This window comes from Pseudomonas sp. S5D5 (assembly GCF_003013355.1).
GTDB classification, from domain to species: domain Bacteria; phylum Pseudomonadota; class Gammaproteobacteria; order Pseudomonadales; family Pseudomonadaceae; genus Aquipseudomonas; species Aquipseudomonas aylmerensis.
The window spans coordinates 1250232-1270102 of sequence record NZ_PTEO01000001.1 but is presented as its reverse complement, the minus strand read 5'-3'; the positions used below and the strand labels follow the sequence as shown (position 1 = coordinate 1270102).

At 61.3% G+C, this 19871-nt stretch carries 16 protein-coding genes; 12 read left to right on the top strand and 4 right to left on the bottom strand.

Going from position 1 to position 19871, the window contains the following annotated elements; translation table 11 throughout:
• Positions 1 to 88 precede the first annotated feature (88 nt).
• The 9 genes from arcC to C9990_RS05985 all read left to right on the top strand — a co-directional run bounded on the left by arcC (position 89) and on the right by C9990_RS05985 (position 10623).
• Positions 89 to 1018 (top strand): carbamate kinase, encoded by a 930-nt coding sequence (gene arcC, locus C9990_RS06025; RefSeq protein ID WP_065908898.1) that lies wholly within the window; start codon positions 89 to 91, stop codon positions 1016 to 1018.
• Positions 1019 to 1036: 18 nt separating this feature from the next.
• Positions 1037 to 1399: a DUF5064 family protein gene (locus C9990_RS06020; protein WP_065908895.1), complete on the top strand. Its 363-nt coding sequence runs from the start codon at positions 1037 to 1039 to the stop codon at positions 1397 to 1399.
• 184 nt (positions 1400 to 1583) lie between these two features.
• Complete coding sequence (locus tag C9990_RS06015) at positions 1584 to 3092, top strand: sigma-54-dependent transcriptional regulator (RefSeq protein ID WP_106802756.1); 1509 nt, start codon at positions 1584 to 1586, stop codon at positions 3090 to 3092.
• A 381-nt stretch (positions 3093 to 3473) separates the two neighbouring features.
• A complete protein-coding gene (gcvH, locus tag C9990_RS06010) occupies positions 3474 to 3857 on the top strand; it encodes a glycine cleavage system protein GcvH (protein WP_065908891.1) in 384 nt (127 codons plus the stop codon).
• Between the two features lie 10 nt (positions 3858 to 3867).
• Positions 3868 to 6708: an aminomethyl-transferring glycine dehydrogenase gene (gene gcvP, locus C9990_RS06005; RefSeq protein WP_106802755.1), complete on the top strand. Its 2841-nt coding sequence runs from the start codon at positions 3868 to 3870 to the stop codon at positions 6706 to 6708.
• Positions 6709 to 6897: 189 nt separating this feature from the next.
• Positions 6898 to 8274 (top strand): L-serine ammonia-lyase, encoded by a 1377-nt coding sequence (locus tag C9990_RS06000; RefSeq protein ID WP_106802754.1) that lies wholly within the window; start codon positions 6898 to 6900, stop codon positions 8272 to 8274.
• A 39-nt stretch (positions 8275 to 8313) separates the two neighbouring features.
• The gene (gcvT, locus tag C9990_RS05995) at positions 8314 to 9438 is read left to right on the top strand and encodes a glycine cleavage system aminomethyltransferase GcvT (RefSeq protein ID WP_065908883.1); all 1125 of its coding nucleotides are present in this window, start codon (positions 8314 to 8316) and stop codon (positions 9436 to 9438) included.
• A gap of 389 nt (positions 9439 to 9827) precedes the next feature.
• On the top strand, positions 9828 to 10040 hold the full coding sequence (locus tag C9990_RS05990; protein ID WP_027902257.1) for a cold-shock protein: 213 nt from the start codon (positions 9828 to 9830) through the stop codon (positions 10038 to 10040).
• A gap of 94 nt (positions 10041 to 10134) precedes the next feature.
• On the top strand, positions 10135 to 10623 hold the full coding sequence (locus tag C9990_RS05985) for an RDD family protein (protein WP_106802753.1): 489 nt from the start codon (positions 10135 to 10137) through the stop codon (positions 10621 to 10623).
• Between the two features lie 131 nt (positions 10624 to 10754).
• Here C9990_RS05985 and nadA read toward each other — a convergent pair whose 3' ends face one another.
• From nadA to C9990_RS05965, 4 genes are all read right to left on the bottom strand, one after another.
• Positions 10755 to 11813 (bottom strand): quinolinate synthase NadA, encoded by a 1059-nt coding sequence (gene nadA / locus C9990_RS05980; protein WP_016973251.1) that lies wholly within the window; start codon positions 11811 to 11813, stop codon positions 10755 to 10757.
• A gap of 221 nt (positions 11814 to 12034) precedes the next feature.
• On the bottom strand, positions 12035 to 13606 hold the full coding sequence (locus C9990_RS05975) for a lactate dehydrogenase (RefSeq protein WP_256595062.1): 1572 nt from the start codon (positions 13604 to 13606) through the stop codon (positions 12035 to 12037).
• Between the two features lie 128 nt (positions 13607 to 13734).
• The gene (locus C9990_RS05970; RefSeq protein WP_106802752.1) at positions 13735 to 15021 is read right to left on the bottom strand and encodes an OmpP1/FadL family transporter; all 1287 of its coding nucleotides are present in this window, start codon (positions 15019 to 15021) and stop codon (positions 13735 to 13737) included.
• 211 nt (positions 15022 to 15232) lie between these two features.
• Positions 15233 to 15442 carry a hexameric tyrosine-coordinated heme protein gene (locus C9990_RS05965; protein WP_106802751.1) on the bottom strand — a complete coding sequence of 70 codons (210 nt, stop codon included), beginning with the start codon at positions 15440 to 15442 and terminating at the stop codon, positions 15233 to 15235.
• A 386-nt stretch (positions 15443 to 15828) separates the two neighbouring features.
• Here C9990_RS05965 and C9990_RS05955 point away from each other — a divergent pair, with 386 nt between their 5' ends.
• The 3 genes from C9990_RS05955 (at position 15829) to C9990_RS05945 (ending at position 19782) form a co-directional block, all read left to right on the top strand.
• A complete protein-coding gene (locus C9990_RS05955) occupies positions 15829 to 16353 on the top strand; it encodes a sigma-70 family RNA polymerase sigma factor (RefSeq protein ID WP_106802750.1) in 525 nt (174 codons plus the stop codon).
• 3 nt (positions 16354 to 16356) lie between these two features.
• Positions 16357 to 17325: a FecR domain-containing protein gene (locus tag C9990_RS05950; RefSeq protein WP_177410324.1), complete on the top strand. Its 969-nt coding sequence runs from the start codon at positions 16357 to 16359 to the stop codon at positions 17323 to 17325.
• A gap of 87 nt (positions 17326 to 17412) precedes the next feature.
• The gene (locus C9990_RS05945; protein WP_106802749.1) at positions 17413 to 19782 is read left to right on the top strand and encodes a TonB-dependent siderophore receptor; all 2370 of its coding nucleotides are present in this window, start codon (positions 17413 to 17415) and stop codon (positions 19780 to 19782) included.
• Positions 19783 to 19871: the final 89 nt, after the last annotated feature.

The following is a 19871-nucleotide window of genomic DNA, read 5'->3' as shown; positions in this document are numbered from 1 at the left end:
GTATCCACTGATCCACCGCTTTCGCGAGCAAGCCCGCTCCCACTTTGGTCCTGTGTTCGCAACATAGCACTCTAGAAGGACATTGTTTATGCGCATCGTCGTAGCCCTGGGCGGTAACGCCCTGCTCCGCCGTGGTGAACCCATGACGGCGGACAACCAACGCGCCAACATCCGCATCGCCACCGAACAGATCGCCAAGATCCACCCCGGCAACGAACTGGTGATCGCCCACGGCAATGGCCCGCAGGTCGGCCTGCTGTCGTTGCAGGCGGCCGCCTACACCAGCGTTTCGCCGTACCCGCTGGACGTGCTGGGCGCCGAGACCGAAGGCATGATCGGCTACATCATCGAACAGGAACTGGGCAACCTGCTGGACTTCGAAGTGCCGTTCGCCACCCTGCTCACCCAGGTCGAAGTGGACGCCAAGGACCCGGCCTTCCAGAACCCCACCAAGCCCATCGGCCCGGTATACGCCAAGGCCGAAGCGGAAAAACTGGCCGCCGAAAAAGGCTGGGCCATCGCCCCGGACGGCGATAAATACCGCCGCGTGGTCGCCAGCCCGCGCCCCAAACGCATCTTTGAAATCCGCCCGATCAAGTGGCTGCTGGAAAAAAGCGCCATCGTGATCTGCGCCGGCGGTGGCGGTATCCCGACGATGTATGGCGAAGACGGCAAGCTGCGCGGCATTGAAGCGGTGATCGACAAAGACCTGTGTTCCTCACTGCTGGCCTCGCAGCTGGACGCCGATCTGCTGGTGATCGCCACCGACGTCAACGCCGCCTTCATCGACTTCGGCAAGCCCAGCCAGAAGGCCATCGGCCAGGCCCATCCTGACGCCATGGAAAAGCTCGGCTTCGCCGCCGGCTCCATGGGACCCAAGGTGCAAGCCGCCTGCGAGTTCGCCCGCCAGACTGGCAAAACCGCAGTGATCGGTTCACTCTCGGACATCGAAGCCATCGTCCAGGGCAGCGCCGGTACGCGCATCAGCACGGCAACACCTGGCATCACCTACCAGTGAAGTAGAGGAGAAACGCCTATGGCCACCTTTGAACCCGGTCACTTGCATGTCGAACGCCACGCGCTCAACAAGGACGACTACAGCTACAACCTGTGCATCGACTACGAGGTCAGCCAGGACCCAAAGGAAGGCAAGGGAATGCTCTTCAAGCTGCACGGTTCGGTGCAGGGCAAGGACCTCAAGGAAGAGTTCTTCCTGCCCAAGGATCAAGCGTTTGATTTTGCCCGGCATGCGATGAACATCGCGCAGAAATACGGGATGCCGAAGATCGCGGTGTTGAACGGCTCGATGCACAAGCAGTACGACTTGATGTTCGAGGACGTGCGGCATCAGCTGGATGTGAAGCCCGGGGACCCGATCAAACCTGAACACCTGGAATAACCCGACGCCCCCGGCACCAACACTCAAATGTGGGAGCGGGCTTGCTCGCGAATGCGGTGTATCAGTCAGCATTTTTTTCACTGACGCACCGTATTCGCGAGCAAGCCCGCTCCCACATTTTTGATCTCCATCACCTGTCAGGCATACTGGCCACCCTCAGTACGCCAGAACCAACATTCGCCCCATGCGTATCCACGTCAGCTTCATCGACCGCGTCGGTATCACCCAGGAAGTCCTGGCCTTGCTCGGTGGGCGCAACCTCAACCTGGATGCCGTGGAGATGGTCCCGCCCAACGTGTACATCGATGCGCCGACCCTCAGCGCCGAGGTGCTTGAAGAGCTGCGTGACGCGCTATTCAGCGTGCATGGCGTGCAGGCAGTGACCGTGGTGGACATCCTTCCCGGCCAACGCCGCCACTTGCAACTCGACGCCCTGCTGGCGGCCATGACCGACCCGGTACTGGCGCTGGACAGCGCGGGCAAGATCCTGCTGGCCAACCCGGCGTTGATCGCGCTGTACGGCCGCGAACCGGCCGGGGAAAGCATCGCCGAGCTGTTCAATGACCCGCCGCTGCTCGACACCTTGCTGGAACACGGCTTCCGCCTGCCGCTGCGCGAGATCAGCGTCAACGGCCAGACCTTGCTGCTCGACGCCACGCCGATCACCGACGCCGGCGCCCTGCTCACCCTCTATCAGCCCAACCGCATCGGTGAACAACTGTCGGCGCTGCACCATGACCACGCCGAGGGTTTTGACGCGCTGCTGGGCGAGTCTCCGGTGATCCGTACGCTCAAGGCACGCGCACAACGGGTGGCGGCGCTGGATGCACCGCTGCTGATCCAGGGCGAAACCGGCACCGGCAAGGAGCTGGTGGCGCGGGCCTGCCACGCCATCAGCGCGCGGCACAGTGCACCGTTTCTGGCGCTGAACTGCGCGGCGCTGCCGGAGAACCTCGCCGAGAGTGAACTGTTCGGCTACGCCCCCGGCGCGTTCACCGGTGCGCAGCGCGGCGGCAAGCCGGGGCTGATGGAGCTGGCTAACCAGGGCACGGTGTTCCTGGATGAAATCGGCGAAATGTCGCCGTACCTGCAGGCCAAGCTGCTGCGTTTTCTCAACGACGGAAGCTTCCGTCGGGTCGGCGGCGACCGCGAAGTGAAGGTCAATGTGCGCATTCTCAGCGCGACCCACCGCGACCTGGAAAAGATGGTCAGCGAAGGTACCTTCCGCGAAGACCTGTTCTACCGCCTCAACGTGCTCAACGTCGAAGTACCGCCGCTGCGCGAACGCGGCCAGGACATCCTGCTGCTGGCGCGCTACTTCATGCAACAGGCCTGCGCACAGATCCAGCGCCCGGTGTGCCGCCTGGCACCCGGCACTTATCCCGCGCTGCTGGGCAACCGCTGGCCGGGCAATGTGCGCCAGTTGCAGAACGTGATCTTCCGCGCCGCGGCCATCTGCGAAAGCAGCCTGGTGGATATCGGCGACCTGGACATCGCCGGCACCTCGGTCGCCCGCCAAAGCGATGGTGAAGTCGACAGCCTCGAGCAAGCGGTGGAAGATTTCGAGCGCGGGTTGCTGGAAAAGCTCTATACCAGCTACCCCTCGACCCGCCAATTGGCCAGCCGCCTGCAAACCTCGCACACCGCCATCGCCCATCGCCTGCGCAAGTACGGCATTCCCAACAAGCCCTGACTGAACGTAGTGAACAAGTGGGAGCTGGCTTGCCTGCGATAGCGGTGGGTCAGTCAACACCGCTATCGCAAGCAGCCCCACAGTGATTGCATTCCAACGTTGATATCAAAAGCGACGCCCACCTGTACTGAAAGCGCTACAGCGTAACGATATCGATACAACCCTGTTTTTTGCGCGCCATGCAAGGCTTTGATCCACATAGGCTTTTTTTCTGGCGTCGCACTGTAGCGAAATCGCTACAGCCGATTTTTATATTGTCATCATCAATTTTATTAATTCATTGATTTATAACGACTTAATGACGTTGGCCGCGATATTGCTAAGCAACTCCTCATTATTCCAATCCCGTCCACCAGACGAATCTGGCCCCGAGGAGTTTCCATGAGCGAGTTGCGTTTCACTGAAGATCACGAATGGCTGCGCGCCGAAGCCGATGGCAGCGTCACCGTGGGTATCACCGCTTTCGCGCAGAATGCGCTGGGTGATGTGGTTTTCGTGCAACTGCCGGAGCTGCAGTCCTACGACAAGGGCGCTGAAGCGTCCACCGTTGAGTCGGTCAAGGCCGCCAGCGGCGTGTACATGCCGTTGGACGGTGAAGTCCTCGAAGTGAACGACAAGCTCGACGCCAGCCCGGAATTGGTCAACGAAGACCCGATGGGCGAAGGCTGGTTCTTCCGCTTTAAACCGGCCGATGCCGAGGCGGTCGCTAAACTGTTGGATCAGGACGCGTACGACCGTCTGATCAAAGCCAACGCCCAAGCCTGAGGAGCGCGCCATGACTGTTAATTTGAGCACCGCCAACGAATTCATCGCCCGCCACATCGGCCCGCGCCAGGAAGACGAGCAGCTCATGCTGGCGAGCCTGGGCTTTGACTCCCTGGAAGCCCTGAGCGCCAGCGTGATCCCGGAAAGCATCAAGGGCACCAGCGTGCTCGGCCTGGAAGACGGCCTCAGCGAAGCCGAGGCCCTGGCCAAGATCAAGACCATCGCCGGCCAGAACCAACTGTTCAAGACCTACATCGGCCAGGGCTACTACAACTGCCACACGCCGTCGCCGATCCTGCGCAACCTGCTGGAAAACCCGGCCTGGTACACCGCCTACACCCCGTATCAGCCAGAGATTTCCCAGGGCCGCCTGGAAGCGCTGCTGAACTTCCAGACGCTGATCAGCGACCTCACCGGCCTGCCGATCGCCAACGCGTCGTTGCTCGACGAAGCCACCGCCGCCGCCGAAGCCATGACCTTCTGCAAGCGCCTGAGCAAGAACAAGGGCAGCAATGCCTTCTTCGCCTCGATCCACAGCCACCCGCAGACCCTCGACGTACTGCGCACCCGTGCCGAGCCCCTGGGCATCGACGTGGTGGTCGGCGATGAGCGCGAACTGACCGACGTCAGCGCATTCTTTGGCGCCCTGCTGCAATACCCGGCCAGCAACGGTGACGTGTTCGACTACGGCGAGCTGACCGAACGCTTCCACGCCGCCAACGCCCTGGTGGCGGTGGCCGCCGACCTGCTGGCCCTGACCCTGCTGACCCCGCCGGGTGAGTTCGGCGCCGACGTGGCCATCGGCAGCGCACAACGCTTCGGCGTGCCGCTGGGCTTCGGCGGCCCGCACGCGGCGTACTTCTCCACCAAAGATGCGTTCAAGCGCGATATGCCGGGCCGGCTGGTCGGTGTCTCTGTCGACCGTTTCGGCAAGCCGGCGCTGCGCCTGGCCATGCAGACCCGCGAGCAACATATCCGCCGCGAGAAGGCCACGAGCAACATCTGTACTGCCCAGGTGCTGCTGGCCAACATCGCCAGCATGTATGCCGTGTACCACGGCCCCAAAGGCCTGACGCAGATTGCCCAGCGCGTGCACCAGCTCACCGCGATCCTGGCCAGCGGCCTGACCGCCCTGGGCCTGAAAGTCGAGCAGGAACACTTCTTCGACACCCTGACCCTCAACACCGGCGCCCAAACCGCGGCCCTGCACGACAAGGCGCGCGCCCAGCGCATCAACCTGCGTGTGGTGAATGCCGAGCGTGTCGGCCTGTCGGTCGACGAAACCACCACCCAGGCCGATATCGAGACCCTGTGGTCGATCTTCGCCGATGGCAAGGCCCTGCCGGACTTCGCCGCCAAGGTGGAAAGCCGCCTGCCTGCCGCGCAACTGCGCCAGTCGCCAATCCTCAGCCACCCGGTGTTCAACCGTTATCACTCGGAAACCGAGCTGATGCGCTACCTGCGCAAGCTGGCCGACAAGGACCTGGCCCTGGACCGCACCATGATCCCGCTGGGCTCGTGCACCATGAAGCTCAACGCCGCCAGCGAAATGATCCCGGTGACCTGGGCCGAGTTCGGTGCCTTGCACCCCTTCGCCCCAGCCTCGCAAAGCGCCGGCTACCTGCAGCTGACGTCCGAGCTGGAAGCCATGCTCTGCGCGGCCACCGGTTATGACGCGATCTCGCTGCAACCGAACGCCGGTTCCCAGGGCGAGTACGCCGGCCTGCTGGCGATTCGTGCGTATCACCAGAGCCGTGGCGAAGCACGTCGCGACATCTGCCTGATCCCGTCGTCGGCCCACGGCACCAACCCGGCTACCGCCAACATGGCCGGTATGCGCGTCGTGGTCACCGCGTGCGACGCACGTGGCAACGTCGACATCGAAGACCTGCGCGCCAAGGCCATCGAGCACCGCGAGCACCTCGCCGCGCTGATGATCACCTACCCGTCGACCCACGGCGTATTCGAAGAAGGCATCCGCGAAATCTGCGCGATCATTCACGACAACGGCGGCCAGGTGTACATCGACGGCGCCAACATGAACGCGATGGTCGGCCTGTGCGCACCGGGCAAGTTCGGTGGCGACGTGTCCCACCTGAACCTGCACAAGACCTTCTGCATTCCACACGGCGGTGGCGGCCCGGGCGTCGGCCCGATTGGCGTCAAGTCGCACCTCACGCCATTCCTGCCTGGCCATGCGGCCATGGAACGCAAGGAAGGCGCGGTGTGCGCGGCGCCGTTCGGCAGCGCGAGCATTTTGCCGATCACCTGGATGTACATCAGCATGATGGGCGGCGCGGGCCTCAAGCGCGCTTCGCAGCTGGCGATCCTGAATGCCAACTACATTTCCCGTCGCCTCGAAGAGCACTACCCAGTGCTCTACACCGGCAGCAATGGCCTGGTGGCCCACGAGTGCATCCTCGACCTGCGCCCACTGAAGGACAGCAGCGGCATCAGCGTGGATGACGTGGCCAAGCGCCTGATCGACTTCGGCTTCCACGCGCCGACCATGTCGTTCCCGGTGGCCGGCACGCTGATGATCGAGCCGACCGAGAGCGAATCCAAGGAAGAATTGGATCGCTTCTGCAACGCGATGATCGCCATCCGTGAAGAAATCCGCGCGGTGGAAAACGGTACCCTGGACAAGGACGACAACCCGCTGAAAAACGCCCCGCACACCGCAGCGGAACTGGTCGGCGAATGGAGCCACCCATACAGCCGTGAACAAGCGGTGTACCCGGTTGCTTCACTGATCGAAGGCAAGTACTGGCCGCCGGTTGGCCGCGTCGACAACGTGTTTGGCGATCGCAACCTGGTGTGCGCTTGCCCGTCGATCGAGAGCTACGCGTAACCCGACGGCTACAACGCGGTCTTTGTGGGAGCTGGCTTGTGTGGGAGCTGGCTTGCCTGCGATGCAAGCACCTCGGTCTTCTAGTAGGCCAAGGTGATGCTATCGCAGGCAAGCCAGCTCCCACACAAGCCCGGCGCTCACATTTGGGCCGCGTACATCCGATCAATAATAAGAAACCGGAGAACAACCATGTCCCTTAGCGTGTTCGACCTGTTCAAGATTGGCATCGGCCCCTCCAGTTCCCACACCGTCGGCCCGATGCGCGCCGCCGCCCGTTTCGTCGAAGGGCTGCGCCGTGACGACCTGCTGGGCGCCACCACCGGCATCAAGGTGGAACTCTATGGCTCCCTCGGCGCCACCGGCAAAGGCCACGGCAGCGACAAAGCCGTGTTGCTAGGCCTGGAAGGCGAACACCCGGACACCGTGAATACCGAAACCGTGGCCGCGCGCCTGGCGCAGATGCGCAGCGACGGCCGCTTGAACCTGCTCGGTGAACACAGCATCGCGTTCAACGAGAAAGAACACCTGGCGATGATTCGCAAACCCCTGGCCTACCACCCCAACGGCATGATCTTTCGTGCCTTTGATGCGGCCGGCATCCAGATTCGCAGCCGCGAGTACTATTCGGTCGGCGGCGGTTTTGTCGTGGATGAAGACGCCGCCGGCGCCGACCGGATCGTCGAAGACGCCACCCCCCTGACCTTCCCGTTCAAGCACGCCAAGGATTTGCTCGGCCATTGCACCACCTACGGGTTGTCCATCAGCCAGATGATGCTGACCAATGAAAGCGCCTGGCGCCCGGAAGCGGAAACCCGCGCCGGCTTGCTGAAGATCTGGCAAGTGATGCAGGACTGCGTGGCCGCCGGTTGTCGCAACGAGGGGATTCTGCCCGGCGGCTTGAAGGTCAAGCGCCGCGCTGCGGCCCTGCATCGGCAACTGTGCAAGTACCCTGAATCGGCGCTGCGCGACCCGTTGTCGGTGCTGGACTGGGTCAACCTGTACGCCCTGGCAGTCAACGAAGAAAACGCCAACGGCGGGCGTGTGGTCACCGCGCCCACCAACGGTGCGGCCGGGATCGTGCCGGCGGTGCTGCATTACTACATGCGCTTTATCCCCGGCGCGAACGAGGATGGCGTGGTGCGCTTTCTGCTCACCGCCGCCGCCATCGGCATTTTGTACAAGGAAAACGCCTCGATCTCCGGCGCAGAAGTCGGCTGCCAGGGTGAAGTCGGCGTGGCCTGCTCGATGGCCGCCGGCGCGCTGTGCGAAGTGTTGGGCGGCAGCGTCTCGCAAGTCGAAAACGCCGCCGAGATCGGCATGGAACACAACCTCGGCCTGACCTGTGACCCTATCGGCGGGCTGGTGCAGGTGCCCTGCATCGAACGCAACGCCATGGGCTCGGTCAAGGCCATCAATGCGGTGCGCATGGCCTTGCGCGGTGACGGGCAACACTTCGTCTCCCTCGACAAAGTCATCCGCACCATGCGCCAGACCGGCGCCGACATGAAAAGCAAATACAAGGAAACCGCCCGTGGCGGTTTGGCGGTCAACATTATCGAGTGCTGACGCCGACAAGCGCGCCAGCACGTTTTTCAGGAGCTGAATATGTCCACCGAAACCCTGTTGAAAACCCCGTTGCATGCCCTGCACCTCGAACTGGGCGCCCGCATGGTGCCGTTCGCCGGCTACGACATGCCGGTGCAATACCCGCTCGGCGTGATGAAGGAACACCTGCACACCCGTGACCAGGCCGGGCTGTTCGACGTGTCGCACATGGGCCAGATCCGCCTCACTGGCGCCAATGCCGCCAAGGCCCTGGAGACCCTGGTGCCGGTCGACATCATCGACCTGCCGGTGGGCATGCAGCGCTACGCGATGTTCACCAACGAGCAGGGCGGCATCCTCGACGACCTGATGGTGGCCAACCTGGGTAACGACGAGCTGTTCCTGGTGGTCAACGCCGCCTGCAAGGACCAGGACCTGGCCCACCTGCGCCAGCACATCGGCGACCAGTGCAGCATCGAGCCACTGTTCGAGGCGCGCGCCCTGCTCGCCCTGCAAGGCCCGGCGGCGGTCAAGGTGCTCGCGCGCCTGGCACCGGAAGTCACCGGGATGACCTTCATGCAGTTCGCCTCCCTGCGTTTGTTGGGCGTGGACTGCTACGTCAGCCGCTCCGGCTACACCGGTGAAGACGGCTTCGAGATTTCCGTGCCCGCCGCCAGCGCCGAAAGCCTGGCCCGCAGCCTGCTGGCCGAGACCGAAGTGCAGCCAATCGGCCTGGGCGCCCGTGACTCACTGCGCCTGGAAGCCGGCCTGTGCCTCTACGGCCACGACATGAACACCGAGACCACGCCGATCGAAGCCAGCCTGCTGTGGGCGATTTCCAAGGCCCGCCGCGCCGACGGCCCGCGTGCCGGTGGTTTCCCCGGCGCCGACCGCATCTTCAGCCAGCAGCAGGCCGGAGTGACGCGCAAACGCGTTGGCCTGCTGCCACAAGAGCGCACACCGGTGCGTGAAGGCGCCGAGATCGTCGACGAACACGGCACCGTGGTTGGCAGTGTGTGCAGCGGTGGCTTTGGCCCGACACTGGGCGGTCCGCTGGCCATGGGTTACCTGGACAGTGCATTCGTCGCACTCGACACCCAAGTATTCGCGCTGGTACGTGGGAAAAAAGTGCCACTTCGTGTAAGCAAAATGCCATTTGTGCCACAGCGTTACTATCGTGGCTGATTGACTGTTCCTATAAGTAACGCGGTTGCGTTAACGTGCACTAAACTGTAACGCAACCGCCATAAAACAGTGCATTGACGATAGTCATTGTTATCAGCACCGGCCTATAACAAGTGAACAACTCTATCGAATAAGTCAGATCCCAAATGTTGACCGAAGTGTCATACAGCCAAGCAAAACCAAGGGCTTGCCCGGGGCTTGTTTTTTCTCCAGTAGTTGGCGTAGAGTTTGTTCACTGTGTTTGCATGGGTCGCTTGGAACCTGGACCTGGGCAGTAGCCAAAGTTTGCTACAACCCGTTCGACGTCTCTTACTTTCCTGCAACCCAGCCCAGTACTCTTTCATGTGAAAGGGGCTGTCATTAATTTTTAGCGTCAAGGAAATAAGAAAATGGCTGAACGTCAGAGCGGTACCGTCAAGTGGTTTAACGACGAGAAAGGGTTTGGTTTTATCACTCCAGAAAGCGGTCCGGATCTGTTCGTGCATTTCCGCGCTATTCAGGGCAACGGCTTCAAGAGCCTGAAAGAAGGCCAGAAAGTGACCTTCGTTGCCGTGCAAGGCCAGAAAGGCATGCAGGCTGACGAAGTACAAGCAGAAGCCTGATCCCTGCTGCGACAAAAAGCCCCTGATGGTGACATCAGGGGCTTTTTTATGTGCGTTTGCTCGTAAAATGGCTTTTTTCCCAAGAGAGCCTGCCATGTCCAAACCCTTGCTGAGCCCCCAAGGCGAATTCCCCGCCGTTGGCCTGGGCCGTCGTCTGGCAGCGATGTTCTATGACTTCCTGTTGTGCACGGCGCTGCTGATCGTCACGGCGTTCATCTACAAGCTGGTGTGGATGGCGTTTATCGGCGAAGCCAAGATGCGCACCCTCACCGAGTCCGGCGCGCTGGATGGGGATCCGTTGCTGTCGACGATTCTGTTTTTTGTGCTGTTCGGTTTTTTTGCCAAGTTCTGGACCCATTCGGGGCAGACGCTGGGCATGCAGGTGTGGGGTGTGCGCGTGCAGAACGCCGACGGCTCACGCATCAGCCTGTGGCAGGCGCTGCTGCGCTTTGTGGTGTCGATTGCGTCGTGGTTGTGCGTGGGGCTGGGGTTTATCTGGTCGGTGTTCGACAAGCGCAAGCGCAGCTGGCATGACATCTATTCCGACACCCAACTGGTGCAGATTCCGAAGAAAAAGAAGTAATCCGCAACGACGAAAATCAAATGTGGGCGCTGGCTTGCCTGCGATGCAAGCGCCTCGGTTTATCCAGCAGACCGAGGTGATGCTATCGCAGGCAAGCCAGCTCCCACATTTTTAACCGTGCCAGCTCAAGATCAGGCGTTGCCGGCCAGTTTCAGGCGCGCGGCCTGGGTGAAGTCCAGCATGCGCTTGAGCGGGCGCACGGCGTGGGGGATCACCGAAGGCTCGACGAAGATCTCGTTACTGCCCTCACGCAGGCATTGCAGGGTGCGCTCCAGCGTGTTCATCGCCATCCATGGGCAGTGCGCGCAGCTGCGGCACGCCGCGCCATTACCGGCGGTTGGCGCTTCGACAAAGACCTTGTCCGGGCACAGCTGCTGCATCTTGTAGAAGATGCCGCGATCGGTCGCCACGATAAACGTCTTGTTCGGCAAACGCTGGGCCGCCGCGATCAACTGGCTGGTGGACCCCACGGCATCGGCCAATTCGATCACTGACGTCGGCGACTCCGGGTGCACCAGGATCGCTGCGTCCGGGTACAACGCCTTCATGTCTTCCAGTTGCTTGGACTTGAACTCTTCGTGGACGATGCAGGCACCGTCCCACAGCAACATGTCGGCCCCGGTCTGGCGCTGGATATAGGTGCCCAGGTGTTTGTCCGGGCCCCAGATAATGGTTTCGCCGTTGTCCATCAGGCTTTCGACGATTTCCAGCGCGCAGCTGGACGTCACCACCCAATCGGCACGCGCCTTGACCGCCGCCGAGGTGTTGGCATACACCACCACGGTCCGCTCGGGGTGCTGGTCGCAGAACGCCGAAAACTCATCCACCGGGCAACCGAGGTCCAGGGAGCACGTGGCTTCCAGGGTCGGCATCAGGATGCGTTTTTCCGGCGTGAGGATTTTCGCGGTCTCGCCCATGAAACGCACGCCGGCGACCAATACGGTCTTGGCCGGGTGAGCGGCGCCGAAGCGCGCCATTTCCAGGGAATCGGAGACACAGCCACCGGTTTCTTCGGCCAGGGCCTGAATCACCGGGTCGCAGTAGAAGTGGGCAACCAGCACCGCGTCCTGAGCCTTGAGCTCGGCGGCGATGGCGGCACGCAGGCTCGCCTCCTCATCGGCGCTGAGGGCTTTAGGCTGCTTGGCGTCGAGGTGGGCTTGAACCAGTAGGCGTTCGGAAATTTGCGTCATGTTCGCAAGACCTGCAGGCGCAGTTGCGCGAAAGTCGAGTGTACCACCGGCTCTGGAACCCTACGGGCGCCGCCGGACGAAGTGATTGTGTTCATCAAGCACGGGTGAAGCTGCGCAAGGCTACAGAATATCGAATGGATTCAAAAGCCTAATCTGGGGCGGGAATGACGACGCGATTCACCTCCAGCACACGAGCCGGCAAGCCGGCTCGTGCACAAGGATCAGCGAACGAGGGCGGAAGGATCGTTCTGCAGCAGAACCGAGGCCTGCATGTTGGCCAGGGCGTCCTTTAACGTGGACTCTTCCAGGGCGTCCTTGGATTTTTTGCTTTCCTTGGCCGCGTACTCCAGCAGCACCAGGTAGTCACGCTGGACAGTGGCTGCCTTCGGCACGTTGGTCTCATCCACGAGCTTGCCCATCACGTATTGCTGCGTGCGGGTGTTCTGGCTGGCCGTTTGCGAGACCGAGGCGTTGGTCAGCAGGCCATCCTTGTAGGCGATGTTGGCAGAGCTGCGGGCCTTATCATCCACCTGTATATAGAGATAATTCTGCGAGTTTGGATCGCCGCTCAGCTCAGGCGCCTTCCCACCCTTGAGCCCCTTGTGGAAGCTGGCGGAAAGACTCGATTGCTGGTCTTGGCTCACGCTGCGGTCCAGCGCGCTTTTGCCGCCGACGCGGGTCTTCTGCGACACGTCATAGGCGAAGCTGTCGACTTCAGAGGGGCGCATCGGGTTAGACGAATCGACCGCCTGCTTGATCGACGCCTTGAAGTCCGCCAGGCCCGTCAACAGGCCCTGGTCCGTCGGGTTGCGGGTCAGCGCCTCGGGGAGACTCGCGCCCTGTGGATAGTTGCTGTTCAGGGCGCTGAAGGCGTCTTTGAACTGGGTCATCAGCTCGGCCTTGGCGCTGCCACGTTCCTGGGCACGGTCAAACTGGGCCAGGTAGCTTTTCAGCGCCTTGGCCTGTTGCTGCGCATTGCCAAGGATCGAGGCGTTTTTCAGGTCGACGCTCAAGTTGAGCTCGCCGCTCAGGCTGCTCATGCGCGTAGTACGGCTCTGGCTGTCGGCGTGAAAGGCCAGTTTCAGGTCAGGCCCGTTCAGCGTCTTGAGCGTGGTGTTGAGGTCCACCGACGCCAATACTTTGCTGTCAAATTGGGTCAGGTTGCCCAGGTCGAGTTTCGGCGGAACAGCGGTGAGCCCATCCACCGCAGCCTGGAAGGCACTGCCCAGTTGGCCGACCGCCTTGAGTTCGTCGGCGCTCAGAGCACCGCCTTCGACGTTGGCCTGCACACCCAGGCCATCTTTCTGGCTGGACAGGCTGAAGGTCACGGTCTTGCCGCTGGCCGTCTTGATACTGAGGCTGACCAGGTTGTCGGCTTTGCTGTGCAGCAAAGTTTGATCCGTCTTGATCTCGCCGGCGCTGTCCGCTCGATCGGCGCTCGCGTAGAGCACGGACTGAGAAATGCCCGCGCCATTCTTGGCGAACTGCTCAACCAGGCTGGCGCCCAGGCCATTGAAACGGTTGGCAGTGGACGGCGAATTGAAGTTGGTATTGATCGCGCGGCTGAGTGTGTCCTGACTGTCACTTTCCCAGGCACGCACAATGTCCTGGCCCGGCAATTGCCCGCGGCGGGAATAGGTATCGGCAAGGGTGTCGGACACGACGTTGCCCAAGCTGACCACCGACGAAGGTCGTGTGCTGACAATGCTGCTCTGCGGCGGCGTGACGGGTGACGGTTCCACTGGCCGAATCGGCAGCGAATTAGCGGAACTGATAGGTAACAGCGTACTCATGACGATCCCTGTCTGCGAATGTTTACCCTCTGATTTAAGCAAAGACGCAGGATGATTGACAGGGACAGCGGGGAAATTAGTAGCAAAGAGCCACGACGTTAATCTGACTCTTTGCTGTCTGGCGCGGATTAAAAGCGGTAAGTCACTGAACCGCCGAACCCGTTGGCGCTGTTTTCATACTTGGCGTCGTAGGTCAGGCCCAGTGCAGGTTGGGTCTGACGAACCTTGATCGGCTCTTCCTTCAAGTAGGAATACGCCACATCGAAAGTCAGGTTGTCGACTGGCGTCCAACCGGCCCCCAGGCTGAAAACCGTACGGTCCCCTGTAGGAATGCGTACGGAGCGGTCGGTGTTGTTGGTCGGGGTCTGGTCAACCGAGAACCCGGTGCGCAATACCAGTTGCTTGTTGACGCGATACGCCGCGCCGATCGCATGGGACCAGGTGTCGTGCCAATGCTGCTGTTCGGTGATGGAGTCCAGGCCGGCGAGCTCACTGGTGATGTCCGATACACCGGTATTGTTGACGGTGATTTTCTTCAACTGGCTCCAGCGGGTGTAGGTGCTCCCCACATACAGGGTCCAGTCATCCGTCAGTTGGTGAGTGACCGAGAAATCCACGGACGACGGCGTGGTGACGTTCAGCTTGGCGTCATAACGCTGCGAACCGCCGTCCAACAGATCAGAGAGCACGCCCGAGGCATTGGTATGGCCACTCAGGTGGTAGACGACTTGCGAGTGGTAGGTCACGCCGACGCGGGTAGAGTCCAGCGCCTGCACCAGGATACCGGCGTTGAAACCTGTCGCAGTGTCGTCACCCTTGATCTTGACCGCCTCGGTGCCCAGGCCAAACGCTGGAACTTTGGAGTCGAGTTCGCCGTTGATTTTGTTGAACGTCGGCCCGAAACCCACCGAGACCTTGTCATTGAATGCGTAGCTGACCGTCGGCTGTACGGTGATGACCTGGACCTTGCTCTTGTTGCCGAAGGCGTTGCCCTGGAAGCTGTGTTCGTAATCGGTCACCAGGCCAAACGGCGCGTAGATCCCGAGGCCGAATGCCCAGTGTTCATCGATCGGCGTGACCAGGTAGCCCATCGGCACGGCAATCCCAGGGACCATATCGCCTTTGTTGGTACCCGGGTTGTCGGCACCGCCTTGGCTCGAGCTGGCATCCTTGATGTTCGTCTTGGCATCGAGGTAGGTCGCCCCGATGCTCACTTCATTCTGTTTGAGGCGGGACATGCCGGCCGGGTTGCCGAACACCGTACTGGCGTCGTCGGCAGAGGAGGAACGACCGGCGTAGCCCGTGCCCATTGAACTGATGCTTTGTTCGTTGAGCGCGAAACCACCGGCGAACAGCGGGGTGGAGGCAAGTGAAACGGCGAGCGCCAAGGCGCCTTTAAGAGTTTTGTTATTCATTATTAGGACTCGAATTATGGGGCAGCGACGAGGAAGCTACCAACGTTCGAGCGAGCGGTTTATGAAGAGTTTTTCATCTGCTGGATTGTCAGACAATCTTAGGTATTTCAAAGACTTTGGTCGATTTTTCGCGTCTGTTTCTGACCTCACGACCCGAATCTGACCCACCGGTTCCGGGCAGCCAACGCGGGCCATTGGCTGCCCGGCAACCTTATGGATTCCAGTATTTGTTCGCCGCCGCAATCGTCGCAAATTCGGTGGCTACCACCTGGCCAATGCTGATCAGCATGGCCGCGTCATTGGCGTACACATCGCGCAACCGGCCACGTACCGCCTCGTCGGGCTGCGTGGCCTTGATGGCCCGTTCGCGCCCTTCTTCAGGCGTCGCGGTGATCAGGGAATTGTTCGGTATCAAACTCATCAGGGTGTGCCTTTTTATAGGTGCATGCACCGTGGATCAGCTTTCGCCACGCCACGGCCGAGGACGGAGGGGTCATGGTGCGCAACTTCACCTGCCCGGTGGGCAGCGTGGTGCGCGAGGAGCAGTGCGTGGGCGATGGCGGGCTTCTTTTCCGAGGCGACAGGCCGTCCGGCCACAGAACAGTGCTTGCGCGAAGATCGGCTGATCTGCGAGTACTTTATCGAGCAGATACCCACAGCGTGCCCCTGAAGTCGCGGAGGGTGCAGCGCGAGCCTGCGCGCCTTTGTACCTGGCGGTTGTGAAGGCGCGCCGCCAAGGTTAATATTGAGAATAATTCCCATTAGTCCGTTCGGGTACTGAACCCGACGACGGAGTGCGCTTGCGTCATGCCCATCTCTCCAGATCTGTCCAATGTCGGCTGGCTCTACCAAGAGCATCACGGTTGGGTGCGCGCCTGGCTGAACAAGAAGCTGGGTAATTCGAGTGATGCCGCCGAGTTGGCGCATGATGTATTCGTGCGATTGCTGAGCAAGCCCAAGGCGTTTGACAGTGAAGGCCATGCACGTGCTTACCTCAGCGCCATGTCGCGGCATGTCTGCGTGGACTTCTGGCGGCGCCAACGGGTTGAACGCGCGTGGCTGGAGGTGCTGTCCAGTCGCCCAGAGCATTGCATGCCATCGGAAGAGCACCGTGCGATGGTGCTCGAGGCCCTGCAACAGGTCCAGGCCATGTTGGAACGCTTGCCGTCGAAAGTAGCCGAGGCATTCCTGCTCGCGCAACTGCAGGGGTTGAGTTACCAGGCCATCGGTGAGCGACTGGGTGTCAGCGCGCGGACCGTCACCCATTACATGGCCAAGGCCATGTTTCAGTGCCTGCTGCTCGAAGCAGAACTGGACGAGGCCCTGAGCTGAATCATGCCCGTGTCCAAGCCCGATCATCACACGCTGCAGGAAGCCGCCGACTGGTTCGCCCGCCTGAGTAGCGCGCCCAACGATGCTGCGCAGCTGGAAGCCTGGCAACGTTGGTTGGCGCGCAGTGACAGTCATCAGCAGGCCTGGCGCTACGTGGAGCGGGTCAGCCAGCGCTTCGCGTCGCTGCAGGGTGATGCCGATACCGCCAGCCGCACCTTGCAATCACTGCAACATTCGCCCCGGTCCCGCCGCCAGGTGCTGCGCAGCTTGTCGATCATCAGCGGCGGGCTGCTGCTGGGAGGACTGGCCTGGCGCCATGGCGCATTGACCGAGCAACTGCTGGCCTGGCAGGCCGGCTATCGCACCGTCACCGGGCAAATCCTCGAACGCCGCCTGGCCGATGGCTCGCGTATCTGGCTCAACAGCGCCACCGCGCTGGACGTTGATATGAATAAAGGGCAACGCAACATCCGCTTATATCAGGGTGAGGTAATGATCGCGACCGCGGCCGACGCTCGCCCGTTTGTAGTGACGACCGCCCAGGGCAGCCTTACCCCACTGGGCACTCGATTCAGCGTGCGTGAGCAGGCATCACGCACTCAACTCAATGTGTATGAAGGGGCGGTGCAGGCGCGGTGCATCGACACGCCCCAGGTACGTGTGGCCGCGGCTGGCGAACGCCTGTGGTTCGATACGCAGCGCATCAGCGAAACAACACCGGCGCAGCTTGAACGCCAAGCCTGGACGCGCGGGGTGTTGCCGGCAGAAGACATGCCGCTGGAGGAATTTATTCACGAATTGGCCAACTATCGCCGTGGGCACCTGGGCGTCGACCCGCGTGTCGCCCAGTTACGCGTGATGGGCACATTTCCCCTGCACGACACCGACCAGGCCCTGGCGATGCTCGAAGGCGTGTTGCCGGTTCGTATCGAACAGACCTTTGCGGGCTGGACGACGGTGAAGCCTCGCTAATTTTTTCCGACGCCACTTCCTGATTTTAATTCTCATTCGATTTAGCTAGTGACATGGCCGCGAGCCACCTCTACAAGGACCCTCAAGATGTCACTCAGCCCTCATCTTCCGCTGCATCTTTTCGCCTGCTCGGCCGCCCTCGCCCTGGCCAGCGTCAGCCCCATCGCCTGGGCCGAGGAGCAACATTACGAAATCGCCGCCGGGCCATTGGCGACCCAATTGAACCTGCTCTCAGCCCAGGCTGGTATTTACCTGGCTGCCGATGCCGCACTGACGGCCGGAAAAACCAGCCATGCCCTCAGCGGCAACTACTCCATCGAGCAGGCCTTGCAGATATTGCTGCTGAACACGGGCCTCACTGCGGTGCAGTTGGGCGGCCAACGCTACCAATTGCAGGCAGCGCCCAGCGAGGCCTCACGACTGGAGTTGAGCAGCACGACCATCTCCGGCAAGGCCCCCGGCTCGACCACTGAAGGCACCGGTTCCTACACCGCCTACTCCTCCAGCAGCTCGACCCGGCTTAACCTGACCCAGAAGCAAACCCCGCAATCGGTCACAGTGATGACCCGCCAGCGCCTGGACGACCAGAAACTCAACAACCTGACGGACGTGCTTGAAGCCAGCCCCGGCATCGCGGTGACTCGCGCGGGCCTGGGCACCGAGAATGACAGCTACTGGTCCCGGGGTTTCCAGATCCAGAACTTCGAGATTGACGGCGTGCCCACCTCCACGCGCATGGACAATTACACTCAAAGCACCGCGATGTACGACCGGGTAGAGATCGTACGCGGCGCTACCGGCCTGATCAGTGGGATGGGCAACCCCTCGGCGACGATCAACCTGATCCGTAAACGCCCGACAGCGCAGGCCCAGGTCAGCCTCACTGCAGAAGCCGGCAGTTGGGACCGCTATGGCACGGGGGTTGATGTTTCCGGCCCACTGACTGAAACCGGCACTGTTCGCGGCCGGCTGGTGGTGGACTACAAGACCGAGCAGGCCTGGATCGACCGCTTCAAGCAAGACTCGCAATTGATCTACGGCATCACCGAGTTCGACCTCAGCGATTCAACCCTGTTGACCGCAGGCTTCAGCTACCAGAAGACCCAAGTTGATTCGCCCCTGCGCGGCGGCTACCAGACGCTGTTCAGCAACGGCGAGAAAACCCATGCCCAACGCTCGCTCAATACCGCACCGAAATGGTCCTACAACGATCACGACCAGACCAACTACTTCACCTCCATCGAGCATCAATTCGATAACGGCTGGAGCGGCAAGATCGAGTACGGCCACACTGAGAACAAGTTCGACGAGTTTTTCTCCTTTACCATCGGCAGCCTCGACCAGGCCACTGGTTCGGGTGGCACCCTGCTGCCTGTACGTTGGTCGGGCACACCACGCCAGGACAACCTGGACGCCTACCTCACCGGCCCGTTCTCGGCATTCGGCCGTGAACACGAGCTGATCACCGGCATTACCGCGACCGACTACGAAGAACACACCCCCAACTACGGGGATTGGCTACGCGACTATGGCTTCCAGGTGCCGGACTACCGCACCTGGAACGGCGACTCGCCAAAGCCGGCGACGCCGGTACTCGGCAAGGGCAGCATCCGCGAGAAGCAATATGCCGCCTACCTGACATCACGCCTGCACATCACTGACGACTTGAGCCTGATCCTCGGTGGGCGCTTGACCGACTGGAAGCGTGACACCGACACCAACGTGTATGGCGAAGGCACCTCCTCGGTCAAGGAACGCGAAACAGGCGTCTTTATTCCCTATGCCGGCGTGGTCTACGACCTGGATGAAAATTGGGCGTTGTATGCCAGCTACACCAAGATCTTCAATCCGCAGGCGTCCTACGTGCGCGACATCAACCGCAAGGCCTTGCCGCCCCTGGAGGGCAAAGGCTATGAAGTGGGGATCAAGGGCAGCTTCTACGACGAACAGTTGAACGCCAGCCTGGCACTTTTCCAACTCGAACAGGACAACCTCGCTGTCTGGCAATCGGATACCCAGGCCTACCGCATCGAGCAAAGCGCCAAGACCCAAGGGGTCGAGTTGGAAATCAATGGTGAATTGGCCGAAGGCTGGCAGGCATCCGCCGGCTATGCCTACAGCGTCACCACCGATGCGGACGACAAACGCATCGTCACCACCCTGCCTCGGCATATGTTCAAGACGTTCACCTCATATCGCTTGCCAGGCATGCTGGATAAAGTGACGGTGGGTGGCGGGTTCAATTGGCAGACCAAGACCGGCGAAGATTTGCACTATTACCAGCAGGGCAGCTACGCCGTGGCCAACCTGATGGCGCGTTACGACCTCTCGAGAAACCTCAGTGCCACCGTCAACCTGAACAACGTGTTCGACCGCGAGTACTACGCGCGCGTTTATTCAGAAGGGATGTATGGCGCGCCGCGTAATGTCATGACCAGCCTGAAGTACAACTTCTAAGGCGCTGGCCCTCGCCTGTTAGCCAGGCGAGGGCTGTGCATAAGGTGGACTGCGAGAGAATGGGTTTCTTGCGGGCAAAAAAAAACCCG

Coding starts and splice junctions, on each gene's coding strand:
- arcC (WP_065908898.1), top strand. CDS start 89: ATGCGCATCGTCGTAGCCCTGGGCGGTAACGCCCTGCTCCGCCGTGGT.
- C9990_RS06020 (WP_065908895.1), top strand. CDS start 1,037: ATGGCCACCTTTGAACCCGGTCACTTGCATGTCGAACGCCACGCGCTC.
- C9990_RS06015 (WP_106802756.1), top strand. CDS start 1,584: ATGCGTATCCACGTCAGCTTCATCGACCGCGTCGGTATCACCCAGGAA.
- gcvH (WP_065908891.1), top strand. CDS start 3,474: ATGAGCGAGTTGCGTTTCACTGAAGATCACGAATGGCTGCGCGCCGAA.
- gcvP (WP_106802755.1), top strand. CDS start 3,868: ATGACTGTTAATTTGAGCACCGCCAACGAATTCATCGCCCGCCACATC.
- C9990_RS06000 (WP_106802754.1), top strand. CDS start 6,898: ATGTCCCTTAGCGTGTTCGACCTGTTCAAGATTGGCATCGGCCCCTCC.
- gcvT (WP_065908883.1), top strand. CDS start 8,314: ATGTCCACCGAAACCCTGTTGAAAACCCCGTTGCATGCCCTGCACCTC.
- C9990_RS05990 (WP_027902257.1), top strand. CDS start 9,828: ATGGCTGAACGTCAGAGCGGTACCGTCAAGTGGTTTAACGACGAGAAA.
- C9990_RS05985 (WP_106802753.1), top strand. CDS start 10,135: ATGTCCAAACCCTTGCTGAGCCCCCAAGGCGAATTCCCCGCCGTTGGC.
- nadA (WP_016973251.1), bottom strand. CDS start 11,813: ATGACGCAAATTTCCGAACGCCTACTGGTTCAAGCCCACCTCGACGCC.
- C9990_RS05975 (WP_256595062.1), bottom strand. CDS start 13,606: ATGAGTACGCTGTTACCTATCAGTTCCGCTAATTCGCTGCCGATTCGG.
- C9990_RS05970 (WP_106802752.1), bottom strand. CDS start 15,021: ATGAATAACAAAACTCTTAAAGGCGCCTTGGCGCTCGCCGTTTCACTT.
- C9990_RS05965 (WP_106802751.1), bottom strand. CDS start 15,442: ATGAGTTTGATACCGAACAATTCCCTGATCACCGCGACGCCTGAAGAA.
- C9990_RS05955 (WP_106802750.1), top strand. CDS start 15,829: ATGCCCATCTCTCCAGATCTGTCCAATGTCGGCTGGCTCTACCAAGAG.
- C9990_RS05950 (WP_177410324.1), top strand. CDS start 16,357: ATGCCCGTGTCCAAGCCCGATCATCACACGCTGCAGGAAGCCGCCGAC.
- C9990_RS05945 (WP_106802749.1), top strand. CDS start 17,413: ATGTCACTCAGCCCTCATCTTCCGCTGCATCTTTTCGCCTGCTCGGCC.